Origin of the sequence: Pseudohalocynthiibacter aestuariivivens (assembly GCF_018457175.1) — a bacterium.
Lineage (GTDB): Bacteria > Pseudomonadota > Alphaproteobacteria > Rhodobacterales > Rhodobacteraceae > Pseudohalocynthiibacter > Pseudohalocynthiibacter aestuariivivens.
This window is the reverse complement of record NZ_JAGFNU010000001.1, coordinates 154,992-178,578: the sequence shown is the minus strand read 5'-3', so window position 1 is coordinate 178,578 and position 23,587 is coordinate 154,992. Positions and strand designations below refer to the sequence as shown.

General features: G+C 52.0%; 28 protein-coding genes. 7 read left to right on the top strand and 21 right to left on the bottom strand.

Annotation, left to right across the window (positions count from 1 at the left end; translation table 11 throughout):
- Nucleotides 1-7 precede the first annotated feature (7 nt).
- The 7 genes from J4E70_RS00870 to J4E70_RS00840 are packed head-to-tail and all read right to left on the bottom strand — an operon-like array spanning nt 8 to nt 5,421.
- Nucleotides 8-874 carry a lysophospholipid acyltransferase family protein gene (locus J4E70_RS00870; RefSeq protein WP_213887178.1) on the bottom strand — a complete coding sequence of 289 codons (867 nt, stop codon included), beginning with the start codon at nt 872-874 and terminating at the stop codon, nt 8-10.
- A gap of 39 nt (nt 875-913) precedes the next feature.
- Nucleotides 914-1,183, bottom strand: coding sequence for an HPr family phosphocarrier protein (locus tag J4E70_RS00865; RefSeq protein WP_213887177.1), 270 nt, complete (start codon nt 1,181-1,183; stop codon nt 914-916).
- 22 nt (nt 1,184-1,205) lie between these two features.
- On the bottom strand, nt 1,206-1,589 hold the full coding sequence (locus J4E70_RS00860) for a PTS sugar transporter subunit IIA (protein WP_213887176.1): 384 nt from the start codon (nt 1,587-1,589) through the stop codon (nt 1,206-1,208).
- Complete coding sequence (gene rapZ / locus J4E70_RS00855) at nt 1,586-2,509, bottom strand: RNase adapter RapZ (protein ID WP_213887175.1); 924 nt, start codon at nt 2,507-2,509, stop codon at nt 1,586-1,588. The genes J4E70_RS00860 and rapZ overlap by 4 nt, the downstream gene beginning before the upstream one ends.
- Nucleotides 2,510-2,511: 2 nt before the next feature.
- Complete coding sequence (locus J4E70_RS00850; RefSeq protein WP_246531554.1) at nt 2,512-2,979, bottom strand: HPr kinase/phosphorylase; 468 nt, start codon at nt 2,977-2,979, stop codon at nt 2,512-2,514.
- Between the two features lie 13 nt (nt 2,980-2,992).
- A complete protein-coding gene (locus tag J4E70_RS00845; RefSeq protein ID WP_213887173.1) occupies nt 2,993-4,723 on the bottom strand; it encodes a sensor histidine kinase in 1,731 nt (576 codons plus the stop codon).
- Complete coding sequence (locus J4E70_RS00840) at nt 4,720-5,421, bottom strand: response regulator transcription factor (protein ID WP_213887172.1); 702 nt, start codon at nt 5,419-5,421, stop codon at nt 4,720-4,722. Before J4E70_RS00840 ends, J4E70_RS00845 begins: the two co-directional genes overlap by 4 nt.
- A 364-nt stretch (nt 5,422-5,785) precedes the next feature.
- Here J4E70_RS00840 and J4E70_RS00835 point away from each other — a divergent pair, with 364 nt between their 5' ends.
- The gene (locus J4E70_RS00835) at nt 5,786-7,381 is read left to right on the top strand and encodes a phosphoenolpyruvate carboxykinase (RefSeq protein ID WP_213887171.1); all 1,596 of its coding nucleotides are present in this window, start codon (nt 5,786-5,788) and stop codon (nt 7,379-7,381) included.
- A gap of 87 nt (nt 7,382-7,468) precedes the next feature.
- Here J4E70_RS00835 and J4E70_RS00830 read toward each other — a convergent pair whose 3' ends face one another.
- Nucleotides 7,469-8,239 (bottom strand): sulfite exporter TauE/SafE family protein, encoded by a 771-nt coding sequence (locus tag J4E70_RS00830; RefSeq protein WP_246531553.1) that lies wholly within the window; start codon nt 8,237-8,239, stop codon nt 7,469-7,471.
- 160 nt (nt 8,240-8,399) lie between these two features.
- Between J4E70_RS00830 and J4E70_RS00825 the strand changes: the two genes are divergently transcribed.
- Both J4E70_RS00825 and J4E70_RS00820 read left to right on the top strand, forming a co-directional pair.
- Nucleotides 8,400-10,082 carry an acyl-CoA dehydrogenase family protein gene (locus tag J4E70_RS00825; RefSeq protein ID WP_213887170.1) on the top strand — a complete coding sequence of 561 codons (1,683 nt, stop codon included), beginning with the start codon at nt 8,400-8,402 and terminating at the stop codon, nt 10,080-10,082.
- A gap of 120 nt (nt 10,083-10,202) precedes the next feature.
- The gene (locus J4E70_RS00820) at nt 10,203-10,598 is read left to right on the top strand and encodes an META domain-containing protein (protein ID WP_213887169.1); all 396 of its coding nucleotides are present in this window, start codon (nt 10,203-10,205) and stop codon (nt 10,596-10,598) included.
- On the opposite strand, the gene recO is transcribed toward J4E70_RS00820, so the two are convergent.
- The 12 genes from recO to folK form a co-directional block, all read right to left on the bottom strand.
- Nucleotides 10,589-11,311 (bottom strand): DNA repair protein RecO, encoded by a 723-nt coding sequence (gene recO / locus J4E70_RS00815; protein ID WP_213887168.1) that lies wholly within the window; start codon nt 11,309-11,311, stop codon nt 10,589-10,591. The two genes, J4E70_RS00820 and recO, sit on opposite strands and share 10 nt — an antisense overlap.
- A 52-nt stretch (nt 11,312-11,363) precedes the next feature.
- Entirely contained in the window at nt 11,364-11,696 is a 333-nt protein-coding gene (locus tag J4E70_RS00810) for a DUF1491 family protein (protein WP_213887167.1), read from the bottom strand.
- Complete coding sequence (gene era, locus J4E70_RS00805; protein ID WP_213887166.1) at nt 11,693-12,607, bottom strand: GTPase Era; 915 nt, start codon at nt 12,605-12,607, stop codon at nt 11,693-11,695. Before era ends, J4E70_RS00810 begins: the two co-directional genes overlap by 4 nt.
- A complete protein-coding gene (gene rnc / locus J4E70_RS00800) occupies nt 12,604-13,290 on the bottom strand; it encodes a ribonuclease III (protein WP_213887165.1) in 687 nt (228 codons plus the stop codon). Before rnc ends, era begins: the two co-directional genes overlap by 4 nt.
- Nucleotides 13,287-14,072: a signal peptidase I gene (gene lepB / locus J4E70_RS00795; RefSeq protein ID WP_213887164.1), complete on the bottom strand. Its 786-nt coding sequence runs from the start codon at nt 14,070-14,072 to the stop codon at nt 13,287-13,289. The genes rnc and lepB overlap by 4 nt, the downstream gene beginning before the upstream one ends.
- 68 nt (nt 14,073-14,140) lie before the next feature.
- Nucleotides 14,141-14,554 carry a holo-ACP synthase gene (gene acpS, locus J4E70_RS00790; protein WP_213887743.1) on the bottom strand — a complete coding sequence of 138 codons (414 nt, stop codon included), beginning with the start codon at nt 14,552-14,554 and terminating at the stop codon, nt 14,141-14,143.
- 4 nt (nt 14,555-14,558) lie between these two features.
- Nucleotides 14,559-15,536 carry an NADPH:quinone reductase gene (locus tag J4E70_RS00785; RefSeq protein WP_213887163.1) on the bottom strand — a complete coding sequence of 326 codons (978 nt, stop codon included), beginning with the start codon at nt 15,534-15,536 and terminating at the stop codon, nt 14,559-14,561.
- Nucleotides 15,537-15,552: 16 nt separating this feature from the next.
- Nucleotides 15,553-16,314, bottom strand: a complete 762-nt coding sequence (locus J4E70_RS00780; RefSeq protein WP_213887162.1) for a pyridoxine 5'-phosphate synthase — start codon at nt 16,312-16,314, stop codon at nt 15,553-15,555.
- A 34-nt stretch (nt 16,315-16,348) separates the two neighbouring features.
- Nucleotides 16,349-17,005, bottom strand: a complete 657-nt coding sequence (locus J4E70_RS00775) for a DUF2062 domain-containing protein (protein WP_213887161.1) — start codon at nt 17,003-17,005, stop codon at nt 16,349-16,351.
- Nucleotides 17,006-17,033: 28 nt separating this feature from the next.
- A complete protein-coding gene (locus J4E70_RS00770) occupies nt 17,034-19,154 on the bottom strand; it encodes a RelA/SpoT family protein (RefSeq protein ID WP_213887160.1) in 2,121 nt (706 codons plus the stop codon).
- Between the two features lie 35 nt (nt 19,155-19,189).
- Nucleotides 19,190-19,543, bottom strand: a complete 354-nt coding sequence (gene rpoZ / locus J4E70_RS00765) for a DNA-directed RNA polymerase subunit omega (RefSeq protein ID WP_213887159.1) — start codon at nt 19,541-19,543, stop codon at nt 19,190-19,192.
- 84 nt (nt 19,544-19,627) lie between these two features.
- Nucleotides 19,628-20,215, bottom strand: a complete 588-nt coding sequence (gene folK, locus J4E70_RS00760; RefSeq protein WP_213887158.1) for a 2-amino-4-hydroxy-6-hydroxymethyldihydropteridine diphosphokinase — start codon at nt 20,213-20,215, stop codon at nt 19,628-19,630.
- Nucleotides 20,216-20,341: 126 nt separating this feature from the next.
- Here folK and J4E70_RS00755 point away from each other — a divergent pair, with 126 nt between their 5' ends.
- Complete coding sequence (locus tag J4E70_RS00755) at nt 20,342-20,911, top strand: LabA-like NYN domain-containing protein (protein WP_213887157.1); 570 nt, start codon at nt 20,342-20,344, stop codon at nt 20,909-20,911.
- Between the two features lie 35 nt (nt 20,912-20,946).
- On the opposite strand, the gene J4E70_RS00750 is transcribed toward J4E70_RS00755, so the two are convergent.
- Nucleotides 20,947-21,411, bottom strand: coding sequence for a c-type cytochrome (locus J4E70_RS00750; RefSeq protein WP_213887156.1), 465 nt, complete (start codon nt 21,409-21,411; stop codon nt 20,947-20,949).
- Nucleotides 21,412-21,579: 168 nt separating this feature from the next.
- Here J4E70_RS00750 and ispH point away from each other — a divergent pair, with 168 nt between their 5' ends.
- From ispH to rnhA, 3 genes are read left to right on the top strand one after another with little or no spacing between them, the layout of a single operon-like run.
- Complete coding sequence (ispH, locus tag J4E70_RS00745) at nt 21,580-22,530, top strand: 4-hydroxy-3-methylbut-2-enyl diphosphate reductase (RefSeq protein ID WP_213887155.1); 951 nt, start codon at nt 21,580-21,582, stop codon at nt 22,528-22,530.
- Nucleotides 22,527-23,120: a class I SAM-dependent DNA methyltransferase gene (locus J4E70_RS00740; RefSeq protein ID WP_213887154.1), complete on the top strand. Its 594-nt coding sequence runs from the start codon at nt 22,527-22,529 to the stop codon at nt 23,118-23,120. Before ispH ends, J4E70_RS00740 begins: the two co-directional genes overlap by 4 nt.
- Entirely contained in the window at nt 23,113-23,583 is a 471-nt protein-coding gene (rnhA, locus tag J4E70_RS00735; protein WP_213887153.1) for a ribonuclease HI, read from the top strand. Before J4E70_RS00740 ends, rnhA begins: the two co-directional genes overlap by 8 nt.
- Nucleotides 23,584-23,587: the final 4 nt, after the last annotated feature.

Here is a 23,587-nt window from a genome sequence, read left to right as displayed (position 1 = left end):
GAACTGCTTACTGGTTTTTTAGAGAAAGCGTTTTTTCACGCATCCACGCCATGAAACCCCGTGGATTATCCGACCATTTATCAATTTCTTCTCGCTCAATCAACTCTCCGACAACCGGAGACTGCGGCTTGTTCAGCGAGAATACGACCTCGTGTAAAAGCATACCCTGGCGCAATGTATCAGACAGTTTGTTCGCAATCTGAAACCACCGCGAGTTCTGACCGGGAAAATAAATTGGCAGAACTTTTGCATCCGACCTTAAAACCATTTTGGCCGTAAACGGATTCCAGTCTGATTCTTCAGCCGGGCCAAAGAATGTCTTTGACGTCGCAACAGAACCTGATGGAAACAAAATGACCACACCACCCGCCTTCAAATGAGTCATGGCGATATTGCGCATTTCGATGTTCTTACGAATTGCGTCGGGCTCATGCGGAAATGCCACCGGGACCATGTGTTGTTCAATCTCTTCAACACCAGTTAGCAGGTTCCGTGTCAGAATTTTATAGTCCTGACGCACCTTGCCGACGAGGCCAGCAAGAACCATGCCATCCACAAGCCCATGCGGATGGTTGGCTGCAACAACGAGCGGCCCGGTTTTTGGGATACGCGCGATCTGCTCTTCTGGAGTGAGCAAATCAATGCCCATTAATCCAAGGGTATCATCCCAGAATGCTTGTCCCTTCGGAACACCCTTTCTCTCAAACTTTCGCACAAGACGTAGCAAACGAATTTTGCCTGTGGACCATTCCATTGTCTTGATCAGCAGGACTTTCCACGGATTCGTAAAAGTTGTTGAGTAAGACAGGTTTCGTCCATCATAGGGCTGATTAACAGACTCTACGTCGTCTGAAGTTTGCGAATGATCAACCAATGGGCTATTCCGGTTTTGCGTTTGGCACTATTGCGCTTCTTAGAAATCTTCGCCGAAACGGTCGGCCACTAGCGCCTGCAGAGCTTCGGCTAGTTTGTCCGCCTCTGGTCCACTAGTAGCAACCTCAATAGAGGTTCCTTTCGAGGCTGCCAACATCAAAAGGCCCATAATCGAGTCGCCAGAGGCATCCAAACCGTCTTTTGAGACAACTGCCGTCGCGTCACACCCCTCTACGACTTCAACCAGTTTGGCGGCCGCACGAGCGTGCAAACCCTTTTCGTTAATGATGCTAAGCTCTCTGCTTGCCATCTTGCTCAACCCTTTACACGTTCTAACCGTCGCAAAAGTCAATGTACTTACGCCCTGCGGCAAGCGCCAAGGCAACCGCTTCTGCGATCGGTTTGTGGCGACTCTTCGCCAGCTTTACCAACAACGGCAAGTTTGCGCCGTATATGACCTTGCGATCTTCTGGTGCGCAGGCGCGCAGGGACAAATTCGATGGAGAGCCACCAAACATATCTGTCACCACTACAACACCAGATCCCTGGTCCACCTCGTCCGCTGCAACGCAAATCTCGTCCTGTTTTTCTGCGCGGTTGTGATTGTCTTCAATAGCAATCGCACGAACACCGGTTTGTTTGCCGACAACATGTTCGACAGCGGCCAGATACTCCCTGGCCAAACCACCATGCGCGACGATCACTATTCCGATCACGCTTTATCACCCCGGTTCGTTTCGGGCATTTGCAATGCCCGTCTTTCCAATTCCCGGTGTCTTACAGACACCTGCCAGCCAGCTTCACCCAAAGCATACGCCAGTCTTTCAGTTACCATCACCGACCGATGTTGCCCACCGGTGCAGCCAAACCCTATCGAAAGATGTGCTTTGCCTTCGTCTATGTAGGCCGGGAGCAGCATTTGCGCCAAATCGGCGACTTTGTCAAAGAAGGACTGAAAACGAGCGTCTTCTGCAACATAGTGCGCCACTTTTGCATCTTTTCCATTCAACCCGCGCAAGTCTGGTTCCCAATAGGGGTTTCGTAAAAACCGGCAGTCGAAAATCATGTCCACACCGCGCGGTAAGCCGCGCTTGTAGGAAAACGAATGGACAGAAATTGCAAGCCGCTGCCCGGTATCTGGCGCGAACCATTTTTCGACTTCCGCCCGAAGTTCGTGGGGTGTCATCTCTGACGTATCCACCAGGATGTCGGCGCGCGCATGTATCGGTTTTAGTAAATCAATTTCGCGTTTGATGCCTTCCTCGGGCGATTCAGCGGGGGCCAAAGGATGCCGGCGACGCGTTTCTGAATATCGACGCTCCAAAACATCAGGTCGACAGTCGAGATAAAAAACTTCAACCTCTATTCCCGCAGTGTCCGTAAGCCGATCAATCACCTCTATTAACGCGGCGGTACTAAAGTCACGGTTGCGCACATCGATCCCAAGCGCAAGAGGGTGTGAGATTGGCGGACCATCCAGAAGCCGCGGAAGCAAGCTGAGAGGCAGGTTATCGATTGTTTCGTAACCAATATCCTCCAGCACATTAACTGCGGTGGAGCGTCCGGCACCTGATGGGCCGGTGACCAGAACGAGCCGTTGTCCGATTAATACAGGCGCTGTTTGTGTGTCTATCATTGTCAGGCGCTCCGCCCCGCTTTCAGATATTGCAGGATTGCTGCAGGGAAATATGGCGCCTCAGTTTTGTAAATCAACGGCAACCGGACACCCAGAATGCTGCAATCGCGCAATGGCGGCAACCGGTCCTTTTCGACAGGTTCCATATCAACTACGGCCACCAGAACGCTCTGAGTTGCATATTCGATAGAAAGTATCCCGAGGCCACGTGCCTCAATTTGCCCTGCAATAGCGGGCGGGGGGCTCGCAACCAATACCCCTTCCCGTTCTTGAATGAAGGTCTGATCATCGGAGACAAGCATTGCGCCATAAGCCACAAGCTGTAAGGCAAGTTCGGATTTGCCGCTTCCGGATTTGCCGGCAATCAGCAGGCCGCGTCCGCCCAACGTGACAGTTGTTGCATGAAGCGTCGTGTGTGAAGGGCGCAATTCGCCCGGCTTTGGTGACGGCCCGATTATGTGATCGGCCAAACCTCGGGCCCAACTAAATTGAAAGGCCCACCACGAACCGCGCACCCAGCGGCTCCGAGGTGATATCAGCATCTGTGGGACGAATATTTTCGGCCCAAATTACGCCACCATGCGCATCAACGATTTGTTTTGAAATCGCAAGTCCGAGACCGGAATTGTTGCCGAACTGCCCTGGGGGACGCTCGGAATAGAATCTGTTGAAAATCTTGTGCAACGCCTGATCCGGGATGCCAGGGCCAGTGTCTTCAACAACAACCAGGACACGGTTCTCACGACGGCGCGCCCAAACCCTAATTGCGTCGCCTTCTTCGCAAAAAGACATCGCATTCGTGATCAGGTTCACAAAAACCTGTGCCAATCGGGCCTCTAACCCTTGTATGACAATTGGCCCCGAAGGCAGATCCGAAATGAATTCGATCCCCTTGGACGACGCCTCCTGCCCCAGATACTCGGTCAGGTTCTTCAGCATTTTTAGCAAGTTGAAAGATTCTTCTTCTTCTTTCACTAGCTCACTGTCCAATCTGGACGCGTTTGAAATGTCACTTACAAGCCGGTCAAGCCGACGCACATCATGCTCAATAACATCCAGCAGTTTTACGCGATGGTCCTCTTTCTTCGCGACCCTTAACGTACCAACCGCCGAGCGAAGACTGGCCAAAGGGTTTTTGATTTCATGTGCGACGTCTGCTGCGAATTGCTCGTTCGCGTCGATACGATCATAGAGTGCAGCCACCATGCCGCGCAGCGCCCCGGACAGGCGGCCAATCTCGTCTGGTCGGGCCGTCAGATCAGGAATACGGACCCGACCAGGACTCATCTTACGCGCGTCTTTGTCACGTCCGAGTTCCGCAGCGGCAGCCAAGTCGGACAGCGGGTTCGCTATAGTGGACGCCAGCACAAGGCTAAGGCCTATTGAAACGAATATTGCGATTACAAACATCTGCAAGACTTGTTCGCGTTCACGCTTGACCAATTCGTCGATCTCACCTGCTGCGCTTGTAATTGAGACCACACCGACAACGTTGGTTCCCTGCACAATTGGTGTTGCCACAGAAAAAATAGTGCCGCCGTCTTTTTGACGGCCCGTCTTGATCTGAGCACCAATACTCACGGTATCCGCAACAAGTGCACGCGCCTGTCCTTCAATGTTGGGTTCTGGTCGAGCTGTATCTGCAGGCGTCAATACCGATGACACACCACGCCACGTCATATCAAGAAAATCGGTGATTAACGTACTGCTATCGTCCACTTGCAAATTGTCCAATGCAGGTGTTTCATTTCGCGGCTCACCCACTGTTGTCGCCACAAGAACCCCGGAAGGATTAAACACAAAAATTTCGACACCAGACGCCAGATCTATCCCGCGAAGCGTTTCTGCCGGATCCAGCAAATCATCCGAGACCAGATCAACGGGCGCATCTTCTGACAATTGCGCCTCAAATACATCTGCAATCAGTTCTGCTTCAGCAACTAAGCCGTTTTCCCGCTGCAGTACCAAACTGTCACGAAACGGGTTCAAAAACATTACGCCGGCGACCAGTAAAATGAGGGCCAGCAAATTGAACGTGATGATTTTGCGCGCCAAAGGAGACCGGTTCAGAGAAAGGAAACCGCGCCGCTCCCTGCTGGCGCGCATCTCGCTATCAACCGAACTGTCCATGCCAACCCAGTCCTCGCCCAGAACGACATCGCCTTTCTGTCCGGATTTTGGGTTGGATAAATCTATCTTAGAGGCCAGTGTCATTCTTCGTTGTATCTATAGCCAATGCCATAAAGGGTTTCGATTGCTGAAAACTCATCATCAACGGTTCGCATCTTTTTACGCAGTCGTTTGATGTGGCTGTCGATAGTCCGGTCATCAACATAAACCTGATCGTCATAGGCAACATCCATCAACTGATCACGGCTTTTGACGAAACCGGGGCGCTGCGCAAGGGATTGAAGAAGTAAAAACTCCGTCACAGTGAGCGAAACCTCACCACCCTTCCAACTGACCGAATGGCGCAATGGATCCATTGTTAGATCGCCGCGCTGAATAATCTTCTGATCTTCTTCAACAGCAACTTCATCATTGGCGATTGCTTCTTGTCGACGCAATAAGGCGCGAATACGCTCTACCAGCAAACGCTGTGAAAACGGCTTTTTCACATAATCGTCTGCGCCCATTCTGAGGCCAAGAACTTCATCAATCTCATCGTCTTTGGAGGTTAGAAAGATTACGGGCATAGCTGACTTTTGCCGCAATCTCTGAAGCAAATCCATGCCGTCCATACGCGGCATTTTTATATCTAACACGGCCATATCCGGCAGACGCTTATTAAATGCGTCTAACGCAGTTTGCCCATCGTTATATGTTTCTACTTCGAAACCTTCAGCCTCAAGTGTCATTGAGACGGAGGTCAGGATGTTTCTATCATCATCCACCAGCGCGATTTTCGACATGGGTGGTATCCTTATACTGCTCTGTTTGTCTATTTTTTGACATATTCTCCTGCTTCTGGCCTTTAGAATCAACAACTAACTGCGAATCACTTGTTTTGACCCCACCTATTTCACCTGAAAAAAGGTAACCAATGGCTAATATGTCTCACTAGGCACTATGATGGTTGCGCTAACCGATGTATGGTTGCGCTAATCTTCTGTTGGTTGCGCTAACTGTTCGAATGCGTCCTGTTCATTCCAAGAAACGTCATGTTAAGAGACGCTTATCAGACTAAGAGCGTCTGATCGGTGCAAAAGTGGCCCTTTGCGCCGGATTTGAACAGCAGTGATGCGCCGTCTGTGAGGCGGCCACGGGAGTGTTTAGATGACAGGACGGGTAAACCCCGCACACCGACTGGATGATCAGGGTATCAAAGGTCTGGGCAATGTCTACTACAACCTAATGGAGCCTGCCCTAGTCGAGGCAGCGCTGAAGCGCGGTGAAGGCACGCTTGGCAACGGTGGCACATTTCTTGTGACCACTGGCAAGCATACCGGGCGCTCACCCAAAGACAAATTTGTGGTTCGCACTGAAAGTGTCGAAGACACAATCTGGTGGGAAAACAATGCACCAATGGCACCCGATGCCTTTGATGTGCTTCAAAAAGACATTCTCGCCCATATGAAGGGTGGCGATTACTTCGTCCAAGACCTTTATGGCGGCGCTGATCCTGCGCATCGTTTAGACGTGCGGATGGTAACCGAGTTGGCCTGGCATGGTTTGTTTATTCGTCACTTGCTGCGCCGTCCGGACCGTGAAGAACTCGATACTTTTGTGCCAGAGTTCACCATCATCAATTGCCCTAGCTTCAAAGCTGATCCAAAACGTCATGGTTGTCGTTCGGAAACCGTGGTTGCGCTGAACTTCGACAAAAAGCTTATTCTGATCGGCGGAACCGAATACGCAGGCGAGAATAAAAAATCAGTTTTCAGCCTGTTAAACTACATCTTACCGGGCAAAGGCATTATGGCGATGCATTGCTCGGCAAACCATGCACCGGGCAATCCTGTTGATACCGCTATTTTCTTTGGGCTTTCAGGCACGGGCAAAACGACCCTTTCGGCAGATCCTTCGCGTGTATTGATCGGCGATGACGAACATGGCTGGTCAAACCGTGGCACCTTCAATTTTGAGGGCGGTTGCTATGCCAAGACGATCAACCTGTCGGCTGAAGCCGAGCCTGAAATCTACGCAACGACGCAAAAATTCGCCACGGTCATCGAAAATATGATCTATGACGAAGAAACCAAAGAACTTGATTTTTCAGACGATAGCCTGACCGCGAATATGCGCTGTGCATACCCTCTGAACTACATTTCGAACGCTTCGAAAAGCTCGCTCGGTGGACATCCAAAAAATATCATCATGCTGACTTGTGATGCTTTTGGTGTTCTGCCTCCGATCGCGCGTCTTACACCTGCACAGGCGATGTATCATTTCCTTTCAGGCTTTACGTCCAAGGTTGCTGGGACCGAACGTGGTGTTACGGAGCCTGAGCCGACATTCTCAACCTGCTTTGGTGCGCCATTCATGCCGCGCCGGCCAGAGGTTTATGGCAATTTGCTGCGTGAGAAAATCGCGAAGCATGGCGCGACGTGCTGGCTGGTTAATACTGGCTGGACAGGTGGTGCATATGGCACAGGCAGCCGGATGCCAATCAAAGCAACGCGTGCGCTGCTGACGGCGGCTCTTGACGGCACACTCGCAGAAGCCAAGTTCCGCAAAGATTCAAACTTTGGTTTTGAGGTTCCTGTTTCTATGCCTGGTGTTGCTGACATTCTGCTTGACCCGCGTCGCACATGGGACAACCCGGAATCTTATGACCGGCAGGCCAAGAAACTGGTCAATATGTTTGCTGAAAACTTTTCCCAGTACGAAGATTACATCGATGATGACGTGAAAGCCGTCGCTATCGGGTAGATTTCCCAAACTAAACGTATCAGAAACGGCCGCCCGTTACCGGGCGGCCGTTTTCGTTTCCCCTGGTGCTTCGAATACGCTTCGCAGCTAGCTCATAATTCCGCGCCGGATCAGGTTTAGCCCAGCAATAACAAGCACAAACAAAGTAGCACGTCGAAATTTCTCCTGATCAAGCCGATCCTGAACCTGAAAACCAAACCACAAACCTATGAACGCCGGAATCAGCATCGTCGTGGATAGTGGAACCGTTTCAACCGAAACAATCCCCGTACGTATATGCGCCAACATTAATGCTATTGCCCCAAGTCCGTAAATCACCCCCTGCACACGCACCTGTTCGCGCTTCGGCGCGTCTATCGCTGTCAGATAGGCAACTGTGGGTGGCCCCCAAACACCTGACAAGCCTCCGACAAAGCCAGCAACCGCGCCTACAATGGGTTCTGCCCTATCCCGCTGATCTGGCCGCAAATGTAGCCGCCAACCGATAAGTTGGGAAAACGCAAAAAGACTGATTGGAATTCCGATCAGCAGAAACAAAACCTGAGATGACAAAAACAAAACAAGCTGTGCGCTCAGCACGAGAAAGACAAACCCGACCAGCAAGAACTTTCGATACAGAATGATCGACTCCCAAGCCGCGCGCCATCCCTCGCGCAGCGCTTGCGCAGCATTGGTTAAAACCGTCGGGACAATCAAAATCGCAAGAGCGGCTTCAACCGAAAGAAACGATCCAATGCCGGAAATCATTATCGTCGGCATCCCAAAGCCGACAGCCCCTTTTACAAAGGCAGCTGCAAAGGTTACGCCGGCTGCCATTCCGATCGTCAACCAACTGAGCTCCGCAAATAGCTGACCCAAGAAATACTCCCGCCTTTTCTATGCTATACAATGGTTCACGCGGCGCCGCACCGTTTTTGGAAAGTCATTTTTATTCAAAATACATGGCAATCACGCATTTAAGTTGCGCTGCAGGTGCAAAAAGATTATTCCCGGCTTACCGCGATAAAGGAGCCCGGATATGCCCCATGATGGACAGGATATGAGCGACCCAGAGACAAATGGACCGGTTCTCTCCGACCTCCTGAAACTGACAAAACAGGCTATTTCCCCAGCAAATGAACTGTTTGAGACCTCCAAGACGGCTTTGCGCAACCTTGTTAGCGAAGATGGCCGTATCTCCGGCAAATTGATCGAAGAGCACCAGCATGCTGCACATGCATTGTCATGGATCGCAACATACGTCGAATCACTGACACAGATGCAAGCCTGGGCAGAACGGCTAAACACAGATGGTAAGTTCGGCGAGATGGAGCAGTTGATCCTGCAAATCGCTTTTGGCGAATACCTTTCGCAGCTTAAGGGCGGCATTCCGATGAGTCAGGGCGAAATTGCGCGCCTGCAGGATATCGGCCTGACAGGTGGAATTTTACAGGCGCCTGCTATCGCCACTCTCGCTCAATCGGGCAATTCGGCAGCGGCGCGCAGCCGGCTTGTTACGCTGATGCAAGACAATCATGGTCACGCGACCTTCGGCGCCTCTGGCCTGGATGACGAACTTGAAATGATACGCGAACAGTTTCGCCGCTTTGCCGATGAACGCGTCAGCCCAAATGCACATGACTGGCATCTGAACGACGAGCTGATCCCGATGGAGATCATTGAGGAACTGGCTGAAATGGGCGTCTTTGGCCTGACGATTCCGGAAAACCTTGGTGGTTTCGGTCTTTCCAAAGCGTCTATGGTTGTCGTCTCGGAAGAACTTTCCCGTGGCTACATTGGCGTTGGTTCGCTCGGCACCCGGAGCGAAATTGCAGCTGAACTGATCCTTTGTGGTGGAACAGACGAGCAGAAATCACACTGGCTGCCAAAAATTGCCAGTGCCGAAATTCTGCCAACTGCCGTCTTCACTGAACCGAACACAGGTTCCGATCTTGGCAGCCTGCGCACACGCGCCGTTCGGGAAGGTGACGAATACACCGTAACCGGCAACAAGACATGGATCACCCATGCAGCACGGACCCATGTGATGACCTTGCTTGCCCGCACAGACTCAAACACGACAGACTACAAAGGTCTGTCGATGTTCCTTGCAGAAAAAACGCCGGGAACCGATGCAGAGCCATTTCCAACCCCCGGCATGACCGGCGGTGAGATTGACGTGCTCGGCTACCGTGGCATGAAAGAGTATGAGCTTGGGTTCGACGGCTTCAAGGTAAAGGCAGAAAACCTGCTTGGGGGTGTTGAAGGCCAAGGCTTCAAACAGCTTATGCAAACATTCGAATCCGCTCGTATTCAGACAGCAGCGCGTGCCATAGGCGTTGCACAAAACGCGCTTGAAGTCGGGATGCAATACGCGATCGACCGCAACCAATTTGGCAAATCACTGATCAACTTCCCACGTGTTGCTGGCAAGCTTGCGATGATGGCTGTTGAAATCATGGTTGCGCGGCAATTGACCTATCATTCCGCCTGGCAGAAAGACCATGACAAACGTTGTGACCTTGAAGCCGGGATGGCCAAGCTACTCGGCGCACGTGTTGCGTGGGCGGCGGCGGACAATGCATTGCAAATTCACGGTGGAAACGGTTTCGCGCTGGAGTACCAGATCAGCCGTATTTTGTGTGACGCGCGCATCCTCAACATCTTCGAAGGGGCGGCAGAAATTCAGGCGCAGGTGATTGCGCGGCGCCTGCTCGGGTAAACTTAGCAGCACGGCCTTCCGCACGAATGCCGCACCCAGTTTTCAGACGAATTGGTCTATGCACAATTTGCGCTTAGGTTTACTGTGAAAATGTTTCTGACATAAACAGGCAGACACCTTATGCGTGCTTTTATCCTGATGATCCCTCTGTTGCTATTTGACGCTTGCCAAGAGGATGAATCCATTTCTGGCTACGTTAGCTCCGAATCCACGTGGGTACTTTCCGAACTTGATGGCGCACCCTTTTCCTCAAGTGCCACAATATCCTTTCCCGAACCAGGGCGGGTAGAAGGGCAAGCACCCTGCAATCGGTACTTCGGAAATCAGCAGGCACCTTACCCGTGGATCGCCCTTTCCGAGATTGGCGCCACCAAAATGGCCTGTTCCGATTTACCTGCAGAAGCCGAATTTCTAAAAGCGCTTGAGGAAATGACATTGGTCGAGGTTTCTGGCGAAACGCTGATTATGTCAAATGACGCAGGACGCGAAATGGTTTTTAGGCTGGCTCAACCCTGACGCGCCAGAAGATCAACAAGGCGCTGTCGTGCAGCTGGCAGTGGCTTGTTCCCAAGCGAGGGCGCAACCCAGTTTCCAAGGAAAAAACCCGTCGTGCGAAGCCCTTGGGTTATATCCGCATCTGTCACTGGCCCCTGGCCCAGCAAACACATAGGCAATGGCAACAGCTTGCTGGCCCATTCGCCCGCACCGTCACGGCTGACTGCACGCCCGGTTTTTGGCGAAACATATGCCAGATCTTCACGCGTTCCTGTCACGGCGCACCGGGTTAAGTCGAGACCAAACCCCAATTCTTCAAGAAGGTTTGTTTCCCAACGCAGGTAGGCTAGCGGCCAGGCATCCGTCCGCTCGAGCAAATCCAACAGGGTTACCGACCTTTGGTAGAGTCCTATATGTGCCTCGCGTTCCGGCAGTACAAAACCGAGAAGCGCACAGATTGCATTCAGACCTGCCAGCGCAAGGCGGTCCGCCATAACACCTGCACGGCTTCGCAAAGGTTCAACCGTATAGCTGCCCAGATGATCTTCCAAACGGGCACGCCACGTCACATCAAGCTGTGCTCCAGGTTGCAGAACAGGCGCGATTTTGCGGCTGGTGCCACCTCGCACCACGCCTGCATGCCGGCCATGTTCTGCCGTAAATACTTCAATGATTGCAGAGGTTTCCCCGTGTCGTCGGACACTAAGCAATACCCCCTCGTCGCGCCAATCCATATTAGGGAGAGTACCTTTGTCTCACACCTATGCAAGCCGTTTCAGGCGTGCCTCAAGCCTTGAGCCCCGGTTCATCCAAGAGGTGACGCCCCTGGCGGTCTTCGACTTCCACGACCCAGAGATCAGGGTCAAAGGAACGTTGCTTGGTTATCGCGAGGTCAACCTCTTGCTCAACGCCTTGGGAAAGAACCATCCATGCGCGTTCACCTGTCATCAAGTCAAATGAGCGTTGATAGACAACCGCACAACCGTCCAGCGTGTTCAGTTTGATCAGCACCGCCCCGGCCGTCACATCACCCTTGGATGTTACAAATGCCGGTATATCCGTCAATGCAAGCCTGCGCAGATAGGCGTGCACCCAAAACTCTGCGGTCAGGCGCGTCATGAATTCCCGTCTTTGAAATCGAGGCCCATTTCCGAGTAACGTTCGGATTCTTCAAGCCAATTTGGGCGTACTTTCACTTGAAGGAACAGATGCACCCTACGCCCCAGAAACTCTTCCAGTTCTTCACGTGCAGCTTTACCAACCGCTTTGATCGTTTCGCCCTTGTTACCAAGTACAATGCCTTTATGTCCGTCACGTGCCACGTAGATCAACTGGTCAATCCGGGCAGAGCCATCTTCGCGTTCTTCCCAGTTTTCGGTTTCAACGGTCAGTTGGTAAGGCAGTTCCTGATGAAGGCGCAGTGTCAGTTTCTCGCGTGTCATTTCCGCCGCGATCATGCGCATTGGTAAATCAGCAATCTGATCTTCTGGGTAAAGCCATGGACCTTCTGGCAAACGCTCGGCAAGCCAGTCCCGCAAATCATCGACTCCATGACCCTTTTCAGCAGAGATCATAAAGGTGTCTTCAAACGGATAGGCGTCATTCATCTTTTCAGTCAGTGCCAACAAGGCCTCAGATTTCACCCGATCAATCTTGTTGATAGCAAGCGCTACTCTCTGTCTGTCGTTCTGCCGTTCTCTCAGCTTTTCTAGAATCGCTTGGACACCCTCGGTCATACCGCGATTAGCCTCGATAAGCAGCACCACGATATCCGCATCCGCAGCACCGCCCCAGGCTGCCGCAACCATTGCACGGTCTAGCCGGCGGCGTGGAGGGAACATGCCCGGTGTATCCACGAACACGATCTGAGAGTCTCCTTCAATCGCCACCCCACGAATACGCGCACGCGTGGTTTGCACTTTATGCGTCACTATCGAAACTTTTGCCCCAACCATCCGGTTAAGCAGCGTCGATTTACCCGCATTGGGTTCGCCGATAAGGGCGACAAAGCCCGCACGCGTTTTGGTCATGATTTGCCTTCCAATCGCGCTAAAAGCGCCTGTGCCGCCATTTGTTCGGCCTGTCTTTTCGATCCGGCGGTCGCTGTTTCTGACTCGCCGCTTGCCAGTTGAACCTTGATCGTGAAAACCGGTGCGTGGTCGGGGCCTTCGCGGCGTAATTCATCATAGGTTGGCGGCGTCTGTTTCCGGGCCTGCGCCCATTCCTGCAATGCCGTTTTGGCATCACGTGCATCTGCTTTTACAGTGCTGACACGCTTTCCCCAAATCTGAAGAACCGTGTTGCGGGCTGGCTCAAAGCCGCCATCAAGATATATCGCCGCAATCACCGCTTCCATCGCATCGGCAAGCAATGCCTCTTTGCGTCGCCCACCTGACAACATTTCTGAGCGACCAAGTTTAAGCACGGTGCCAAGGTCAACCTGACGTGCAACATCGGCCAGTGCTTCTTTGCGCACGAGTGCGTTAAAACGCGGTGCAAGCTGACCTTCACTAGCAGATCTGTCAGCAAAAAGCAGCGCCTCTGCCATTACGAGTCCAAGCACCCGGTCGCCAAGAAATTCCAAGCGCTGGTTGTCATCCCTCGTCTCCGAAGACATCGAAGAATGCGTCACCGCGCGAACCAACAACTCTGGCTCGGAAAACTGGTAGCCAATCCGGCCTTCAAAGGCCTTTAATTCCGTCGAAAGCTTCACTCTATCGCCTTGAAAAAACGGTCACTGCGCCACGTCCAAAAGTAAAATAAGGACCGACCAGCAGATGAAAACATGACGCGGTCAGCACGGCCAATAAGGTTTTCGAACGGAACAAAACCAACACCGCCAACCGTCGGTGAGACCCGGCTATCAGTAGAGTTATCCCGGTTGTCTCCCATAAAGAAGAAATGACCCTCCGGCACCGTAAAGACGGGCGTGTTGTCGGTCCGAGAGTCACTAACATTCAGAATGTTATGCGTTAATCCGCCAGGCAGAGTTTCGGCGGTACGTTCTTTCACACACACCTCACCGCGACGGACTGGCTGGTTCTGGCAAATGGGAAAACCGCGGTTTGGGCCCTGAGGTTCGAATATCTCTTCAAATTGCCCTGCCGGTTCCAGTTGGACCGGGGTTCCATTCAGTTTCAGCACCCCATCCGTGACCTGAATTTTGTCGCCTGGCAAACCGATCAGCCGTTTAATGAAATCCTGACCATTGACCGGGTGGTGAAACACCACGACATCACCCCGCTCTGGGTCACCTCCAAAAATACGACCGGAAAAAGGGCAGGCGGAAAAAGGGCAGGAATACTGAGAATACCCATAGGCCATTTTGTTCACGAACAGAAAATCACCTATCAGCAAAGTATCTTTCATAGACCCTGATGGAATCCAGAATGGCTGAAAAAACAATGTGCGAAACAAGCCCGCAATTAGCAGCGCGTAGACCACTGTTTTGATGGTCTCAAGCAAGCCATCGCCTTTTTTTGCCTCAGTGGTCATGTATTCGCGTCCTGTATGTTGATTTTTGTCCTTGCGCTACATGAGGTGCCGACAGCGGGGAGTCAAGTTTACGCATTGCTCGGCGAAACTGGCAGCGCCTCTATGACCACAAATGCCTGTGCCCAGGGATGATCGTCAGTGAGTGTTACATGAATTGTCGCTTGATGTCCTGCCGGTGTCATTTCCGCCAGTCGTTCAGCCGCCCAGCCCGTAACATGCATCACGGGCTGACCCGACTTCAGATTGGAAACTGACATGTCGCGCCAGGCAATTCCCATCGCGAGCCCTGTTCCAAGCGCTTTGGAACAGGCTTCCTTTGCGGCCCAGCGCTTGGCGTAGGTGCCAGCTGTGTCTTTGCGCCGCTCTGCTTTTTGCTGCTCTATCTCTGTGAAAACGCGGTTCTTGAACCTGTCACCAAAACGGTCCAGCGTACCTTGTATCCGTTCGATATTTGCCAGATCGGTACCAATACCAAGGATCATGGTATCAAAACTCCAGAACGGCAGTGCCAAGCTTGTCACCAGCTTCCACCAATTGATGCGCTGCAACTGCATCGTCCAATCTGCCAGCAGCTACGGGTGCGTGCAATAGGGCACTTTTCTCCAGCCACTTAGTTATCTGTGCTTCACCTTTGCGTCTCACTTCGGGATCCAGAAGATAAACTATCAGCATTCTCAGCACAGAATTCTTGAACATGAATGGGTAAAAATCGAGAACAGGCCGCATGACACTTGCGGACGCATAGGTTGCAATGACACCCCTTTGCTTCAGAATGGCAAGTGAAGTGGCCTGGTTCGCGCCAAAATCCACGTCGACGATACGATCAACGCCAACTCCGTCAGTTAAGCTCATCACGGCTTCGGCAACATCATTTTCGCGGTAGTTGATCCATTCATCAGCTGTAGAATGCGCGGCTTTTTCCAGTGAGGAGACGGTGGTGATGACGCGCGCGCCTCCTAGCTTCGCCATCTGGCAGGCGTAGCGTCCAACTGTACCTGCACCGCCTGTCACGAGAACAGTTTTACCCTCGACCGATCCGTCTGCGAAGACCGAGTACCAGGCGGTCATTGCGGGTATGCCTAAGCAGGCGCCTTCAGCAAAGCTGGTTGTTTTAGGTAGGTAAACAGCATGATCTGCCGGGATGGAGATAAGTTCTGCGGCTGTGCCATAGGCGCGCTTCCATTGTCCGTTCCAAATCCAGACACGTTGACCAATCCGGTCGGTGTCAACACCCGCGCCGACGGCTTCGATAACGCCAGCACCATCAGAATGAGGAACAACTTTGGGAAATTCCATAATGGCGCCGGGACGCGCACCAGCCCGAAGTTTAACGTCAGAGGGGTTTACACCAGAGGCGTGTAAGCGCACCAAAACTTCGCCAGTATTTGGGGTTGGGTCAGGTAAGCTACCGATCGTGAGAACGCCTGTAGCCGCGCCAAATTTTTCGTACCAGACAGCTTTCATAATGCTCCCGCTCTGCTCAATCTTGCGCCCGTGCTTCATCCATCAGGCGTCGCATTTCCAACACCGCTGGCGTCAGACCACGAAAGATAGCTTCGCCAATCAGGAAATGCCCGATGTTAAGCTCCATAACCTCCGGAAAAGCCGCGACAGGCTTTACAGTGTCATATGTAATCCCGTGTCCCACATGCACCTCTAGCCCAAGCGAGTGGGCAAAACTGGACATGTCGCGCAGTTTCTCAAGCTCTTTGTCCCTTTCGTCAAAACGACCTTCAACATGCGCGTCACAGTAAGCCCCGGCGTGAAGTTCTATCACCTCTGCACCTATGCGATTAGCCGCTTCAATTTGCGCTGGCTCAGCTGCAATAAAGATAGAAACGCGGCTGCCTGCCTCGCGCAATGGGGCGATGAAATGCGCCAGCCTGTTTTCCTCGCGTGCAACTTCAAGGCCACCTTCGGTTGTCCGCTCTTCGCGCTTTTCCGGAACGATGCAGACCGCATGAGGTTTATGACGCAATGCAATAGCCTGCATTTCATCCGTTGCCGCCATTTCGAAGTTAAGTGGAACTGACAGAATTTCCATCAGCCCTTCGATATCTGCATCTGAAATATGACGCCGATCTTCACGCAGATGCGCGGTAATACCATCTGCCCCAGCTTCTTCTGCAATGCGGGCCGCCCTTAGCGGATCCGGGTAGTCCCCGCCGCGTGCATTTCGCACGGTCGCCACGTGATCAATATTTACCCCAAGCCGCAGCTTGCCTAAAGGCGTGACACTCATCAGTAATATCCTTTGTTGTCTTTCAGAACAGACGCTACCGCTTCGACCTAGTTTCGTCAGCCTTCTTCAATGCTTTTTTACGCAACTCTTCGAGTTTTTTCTTCAACCTGCCTTTTCGGCGGTTCTTATATACAGTTATGACCGGGACAGACAGGTAGTAAGCAATTGTTCCGGCAATGACCCCCGGCGCCAAGCCACCGACCAAGTAAGGCAAGTATACTTCGGAATAGAACTCGCTCAGGTTTGACCAATCAGCACCTTTGTCCGTGAACAACGCAAAAAAATTGTCCTTAAAATCAGCGCCCGCTGCGATAAATTTTGCGACAAGCGTTGCGTTTGCTGATTCTTCAAAAGTTGTTCCCAACATGAAATGGCCAAGGCTAAGACTAAGCGCGCCAATAATTGGGAAGGTGACGGGATTGCCGAAAAATGTTGCCAGCAAAGCGGCAAAGATATTTCCCCTCATAAGCTTGGCTACAATAACCGCCCAAAAGAAATGGAACCCGAAGAAAGGCGTAAAACAAACCGCAACACCCGCAAAAATGCCACGCGCGATCCTGTCAGGCGGGTCAGGCAAACGGTGCATACGGTGTTTGACATATCTGTACGCACGCGCCCATCCGCCTCGCGGATAGAAAAAGTCGGTCACAATCTGCCAGATTGGCCGTTTGTCGCGTCGCTTAAAGACCAACAGTTATGTCCTTTTGTGGGTCTGTGTTTCAGGGCTTACGGTTCGGGTCTCGGTATCGCTCCAGAGAAGCGACATCACTGTCAGCCTCAAGAGCCGTCATGACAGTATGCAGGTGCTCCGCATCCCTCAAGTCAACATCAATCAAAAGCCTGTAAAAGTCCGGCTTGCGGTCCGCAAAATGTAAATCGGAGATATTGGCCTTCTGCTCACCAATCAATGTGCAAATTCGTCCCAGTATGCCCGCATCATTGCTGATCGTGATACTAAGTGTGACAGAGTGCACAGCCGGGTGGCGACCACTGTGCCAGTGCAGATCGACCCATCGGCCCGGTTGCTCTTCAAAATCCGAAAGAACCGGGCAGTCGATTGCGTGCACCACAACACCTTGCCCACGATATGCAATTCCGACGATACGCTCGCCAGGAACCGGTTGGCAGCATTCCGCCCGCGTGAAAGACTGACCTTGGGACAGTCCAACAACTGCGCGGCTCGCATCAATCTCGTCGCCGCTTGTTGAGGCTAGTTCAGGGTAAAGAATTTCAACCACGTCGCGCGCTGTCAGTTCGGCGCTGCCAAGCCTTGCGAGAACCTCTGCGGCATCTACCAAACCAAGATGCTTTGCCACAATCCCAAGCGCTTTGTCTGTGGACTTCTTTCCGATATGCTCAAATGCCACGCGGGCCAGCTCGCGGCCAAGCTTGATGAAACGATCCCGGTCTTCCTCGCGCAAAGACTTGCGGATCGCCGCTTTTGCCTTACCTGTCGCAACGATATCAATCCATGTGGCCTGCGGGCGTTGACCTTCGGCTGTCATAATCTCAACCGATTGCCCGTTCTTAACCCTGGTCCACAAAGGAACGCGGATTCCATCGACCTTCGCGCCAACGCAGCTTTCGCCAATTCGAGTGTGGATTGCATAGGCAAAATCAAGCGGTGTCGCGCCGCGTGGAAGTTTCACAACTTCGCCCTTCGGTGTGAAACAGAACACCTGGTCTGAGTACATCTCCATTTTGACGTGTTCCAAAAACTCGTCGTGGTCTTCAGCCGATTCAAATCGCTCCGTCAAACCCGCGATCCATTTCGCGGGGTCGACGGCAAACGGATTTTCAGATTGAACCCCATCACGATAGGACCAATGCGCAGCAACGCCGGCTTCCGCAACATCATTCATCTGCCCGGTGCGGATCTGCACTTCGACACGTTTACCATCGCGACCCGAAACAGTTGTGTGGATAGAACGATATCCGTTTGATTTAGGTTGGCTGATATAGTCTTTGAATCTTCCCGGAACAGACCGCCAACGCTGATGAATCGCACCTAGCACACGATAACAATCTGCTTCGTTCTCGGTTATCACGCGGAAACCGTAAATATCCGATAGCCGTGAAAACCCCTGGTCTTTCTCCTGCATCTTGCGCCAGATCGAATAGGGTTTTTTCGCACGGCCAAAAACTTCGGCTTTAATCGTTTGCTTTTCCAACTCGTGACGAATGTCATTGGTGATCTTCAGAATGACATCGCCGCTTTCTTTCTGCAGCGTTATGAACCGGCGCATGATCGATTTACGGCCATCCGGATTGAGGACAGAAAAGGCAAGATCTTCCAGTTCGTCGCGCATCCACTGCATACCCATGCGGCCAGCAAGTGGTGCAAAAATATCCATGGTTTCGCGGGCCTTTTGCGCCTGCTTTTCCACACGCATGGATTTAATGGTGCGCATATTATGAAGCCGGTCAGCAAGCTTCACGAGGATGACTCGCATGTCTTTGGACATAGCCATGAACAGCTTGCGAAAATTCTCGGCCTGTTTCGTTTCCGACGACGAAAGCTGCAAGTTGGTCAGTTTGGTAACGCCATCGACGAGCTCAGCAATTTCCGTGCCGAACTTTTCCGCCACTTCGCTGTAGGTGGATTTAGTGTCTTCAATGGTATCGTGCAGCAGCGCAGTAATTATCGTTGCGTCATCAAGCTGCTGCTCCGTTAAAATGGCAGCAACAGCAACGGGATGCGTGAAGTACGGTTCTCCCGAATGACGAAACTGACCCTCATGCATTGCCTCGCCATAGGCAAAGGCATCGCGGATCAGTTGCTGATTTGTTTTCGGATTGTAATTGCGGACCAGTTGGATCAGGTCGTCGACAGTGATCATCCGGTCCGCACCTTTAGTCTGGGCTGTTTCTGCCCTTACTGTTGCCCCTGTGCTTCCATCAAAGCGCGTAGCAATTTTTCTTCTGACATATCGTTATCGGCTGGCTTGTCAGCCTCAGCACCCATAAGAAGCGCCATTGCGTCTTCTTCTGGTTCATCAACTTCGATCTGAGTCTGGTTGCTTTCAATAAGACGCTCACGCAGTTCTTCCGCGGACTGAGTCTCGTCAGCAATTTCCCGCAGGGAAACAACAGGATTTTTGTCGTTGTCACGCGGCACAGTCAATGCTGCACCTGCCGCGATTTCGCGGGCGCGGTGCGAAGCAAGCATTACAAGCTCGAACCGGTTTGGAACTTTATCTACGCAGTCTTCAACCGTAACGCGGGCCATCGGCGACTCCAATTCATATCGGATGGTTAGAAACCGACTATTTATGCTTATCCCACACGCTTGACAACCCCGATTCCCCAAGGATTACAGCGGAACAACACCCATTTTTGCGGATGAGGGCAATTCTTCCAGCATCTCTCGTACTGTTTGCCCTAAAACCGGGTGTTTCCAGTCAGGTGCGATATCAGCCAACGGAAGTAAAACAAACGCCCGATCCTGCATTCTGGGATGCGGAAGTACAAGCTGGTCTGGGGCCCTGAGTTTTTGATGCTCCACCTCTAAGGCGCGCCAGCATTCATAGGTCGCCACGTCCGGCAGAACCTGATCTCCATATGACAATAAATCAAGATCAAGTGAGCGCACCCCCCAGCGTTGGATTCTTTCGCGCCCAAAGTCGGCTTCAATTTTGTGCAGATGTGCCAAAAGTTGCGTCGGGGGCAGAGTTGTCGACAGAGTTACCGCTGCATTAACATAGTCAGGGCCGGCACCCGCCGGAAAACAAGGAGTTTTATAAAATTTGCTGGTCTTACGAATTATGACATCATTCATTTCAAGCTCTGCCAAAGCGCGCTTCACCCGCTCTAAAAGCAGGCGAATATCTGCCAAATCATTCGCACCTATCGCAACATGTGACAAAGTTTCGTGATTAAGTTGATCCAAGGGTTGCGACATTCCAGAATTTCCCTAGGTTACGACAGGTTTCGTCTATTTTTAGTATACACTCGCTTACCCACTCACTCACTCACTCACTCACTCACGTAACGCAAGACGAATACCTTACGATTGGAAGGGAATTTTATGTTTTACAAGGACGAACGGCTCGCGCTGTTCATTGATGGCTCGAATCTTTACGCGGCTGCAAAGTCTCTCGGGTTCGACATTGACTATAAACTTCTGCGGCAAGAATTTATGCGCCGTGGCAAACTACTCCGCGCATTTTACTATACGGCTCTGCTAGAGAATGACGAGTATTCACCTATTCGTCCGTTGGTCGACTGGCTGCATTACAACGGTTTCTCCATGGTTACAAAACCTGCCAAGGAATACACCGACGCGATGGGGCGCCGTAAAGTTAAGGGCAATATGGACATCGAACTTGCCGTCGATGCAATGGAACTGGCGCCTTACGTAGACCACATGGTCTTGTTTTCCGGCGACGGCGATTTCCGACCATTGATTGAGAGCTTGCAACGCAAAGGTGTGCGCGTATCTATCGTATCCACAATCAGATCAAATCCACCAATGATCTCGGACGAACTGCGTCGCCAGGCCGATAATTTCATCGAACTTCAGGAACTGAAGGACGTGATTGGCCGCCCTCCCCGCGAGCCCTATGGCGATGATGATCTCGCTTCCAGCGAAGACTAAGTGAATTTGACCAGGGCGAGTTTCGCCCCGGTCGCCTAATCCAACGCACTTTTTGTGATTTGATTGTGTCGCTCGATTATCTGATCCGGCCAGCGGCTTTTGATGAAGGCCAGAACCGCTAGAATTTCTTCGTCGGACAAAATCTCACTGTATCCCTGCATATCGCTTTTGTATGTACCACCGACCATAGCGGCGGTTCCGAACTTTGTTATCTGAAACAGAATCGGATCAGGATGGTGCCACGTATGACCGGTTTCGTCGTGGGGCGGGGCTGGCAGCCGTCCATTCGCCAGCGGTCTGCGCCAGTCCCCAGCGCCTTCCAATTCTTCACCATGACAGGAAGCACATTGCGCCGAATATATCTCGGCACCTCGTGCGACTTCGGTCGTTTCCCAATACGGAATAAGCCCATCTTGCGCTTTTAAAGGTTGCCAAAACGTCGCTGCACCTACAGCCACTATCGCAGTCACGAGGAATCCCAATGCGTATTTTTGTTTCATAGAGCGTTTCGCAATCTGTCGGTATTCAGCTTCGACACCTCGCTACAACTTCCAGCAAGCGGAAGGTCAAGCGGCAAAACCGGAAATTTCGTGCTCGGGTGAACTCCACCGTGGACCTCACCCCATTTGTCACGTTAGACCACTCTAAACGAACGAACAGGTTTTAGTATGCCCAAGCCACCGCTCACTCTTTATCTGGCCGCACCGCGCGGGTTTTGTGCCGGAGTTGTGCGTGCCATAAAAGTCGTAGAGCTTGCACTCGAAAAATGGGGCGCACCCGTCTACGTGCGCCATGAAATTGTGCACAACAAATTTGTCGTTGACGGGCTGCGTGCAAAAGGTGCGGTTTTTGTCGAAGAGCTTGACGATTGTCCAACTGATCGGCCTGTCATCTTTTCCGCCCACGGTGTACCCAAAGCGGTGCCAAGGGCAGCCGAAAAGCGCGAAATGATTTTTGTGGACGCCACCTGCCCACTGGTCAGCAAAGTGCATATCGAGGCTGAACGGCATTTCGCGAATGGTCTTCAAATGGTGATGATAGGTCATGAAGGGCACCCGGAAACCGTTGGCACAATGGGACAATTGCCAGAAGGTGAAGTTCTGCTTGTTGAAACTGCGGAAGATGTAGCGTCACTTGTTGTTCGCGAACCCGAACAATTGGCCTACATCACCCAAACAACGCTTTCAATTGATGATACTGCCGGAATTGTCGATGCACTGAAGGCACGTTTCCCAACCATCATTGGTCCCCATAAAGAAGACATTTGCTATGCCACAACAAACCGGCAGTACGCAGTAAAAGAAATGGCACCCAAGTCAGACGCCATTCTGGTGATAGGCGCTCCCAATTCGTCCAATTCCAAACGCCTTGTCGAAGTGGGCGCCGCCGCAGGTTGCACCTATTCGCAACTGGTTCAGCGTGCCCGTGACATTGATTGGCGGGCGCTCGACGGCATTCGCACTATTGGTCTAACCGCAGGGGCCTCTGCACCAGAAGTACTTGTGGATGAGGTGATTGATGCCTTCCGGGAAAGATATGAGGTTACTGTGGAATTGATAAAAACGGCTGAAGAAAACGTTGAATTCAAAGTCCCTCGCATAATGCGCGAAGCAACATGAGCAAAGATAGTGAAACAATCGCTGTCTATGACAGCCGCGCTGCAGACTATGCCGCAATGACCCCGTCTGGCGCGGAAAACATGCAACTCAATCGGTTCATCGCAGCATTGAACAAGGGCGATAATGTGCTTGATCTGGGCTGCGGCCCCGGTGCTGCTGCTGCCAGAATGCGCGACGCAGGACTATCCGTTATTGCAATGGATGCCTCGCCTGCCATGGTTAAACTCGCAAAAGAGCAATTCGACCTTACTGTAAAACAAGCCACTTTCGACGAGATCGAGGGGTTACACATCTACGATGGTATCTGGGCCAGCTTCAGCCTGCTGCACGCCAAGAAATCCGATTTTCCGCGTTATCTGTCGGCGCTACATCGCAGCCTTCGTCCAAATGGACATTTTTACATCGGCATGAAGCTTGGCACTGGGGAGCACCGTGATGATATTGGCCGTTTTTACGCCTATTACAGTGAAGATGAGCTAACTTCACATCTTGAAAAAGCTGGTTTTAAGACCGAAGACCGAAGTCTCAGTAGCGGTGTTGGGCTTGACGGTAAAGATGCGCCCTGGATCATGATCTCCGCCCATGCCTGATCTTTTTGCCTACACTGACGGAGCCTGCTCTGGCAATCCAGGACCCGGTGGGTGGGGTGCGTTGTTGATCGCACGTGAGGGTGAGACAATTCTGAAAACCCGCGAACTCAAAGGTGGTGAAGCCGACACCACTAATAACAGAATGGAGCTATTGGCTGCGATTCATGCACTCGAAGCTCTCGGTCGCCCCTCAACGCTGACCATCGTTACGGATAGCGCATACGTAAGAAATGGCGTGACCAGCTGGATTCATGGTTGGAAGAAAAACGGTTGGCGGACCTCGAACAAAAAGCCTGTCAAAAATGTTGAGCTTTGGCAAAGGCTGGAAGAAGCGACAATGCGTCATAAAGTGACTTGGGAATGGGTCAAAGGCCATGCAGGGCATCCGGAAAACGAACGTGCTGATGAATTGGCCCGCGCAGGGATGGAACCCTTTAAGCCCAAAAAAAAGAAAGACGGTTAAAATT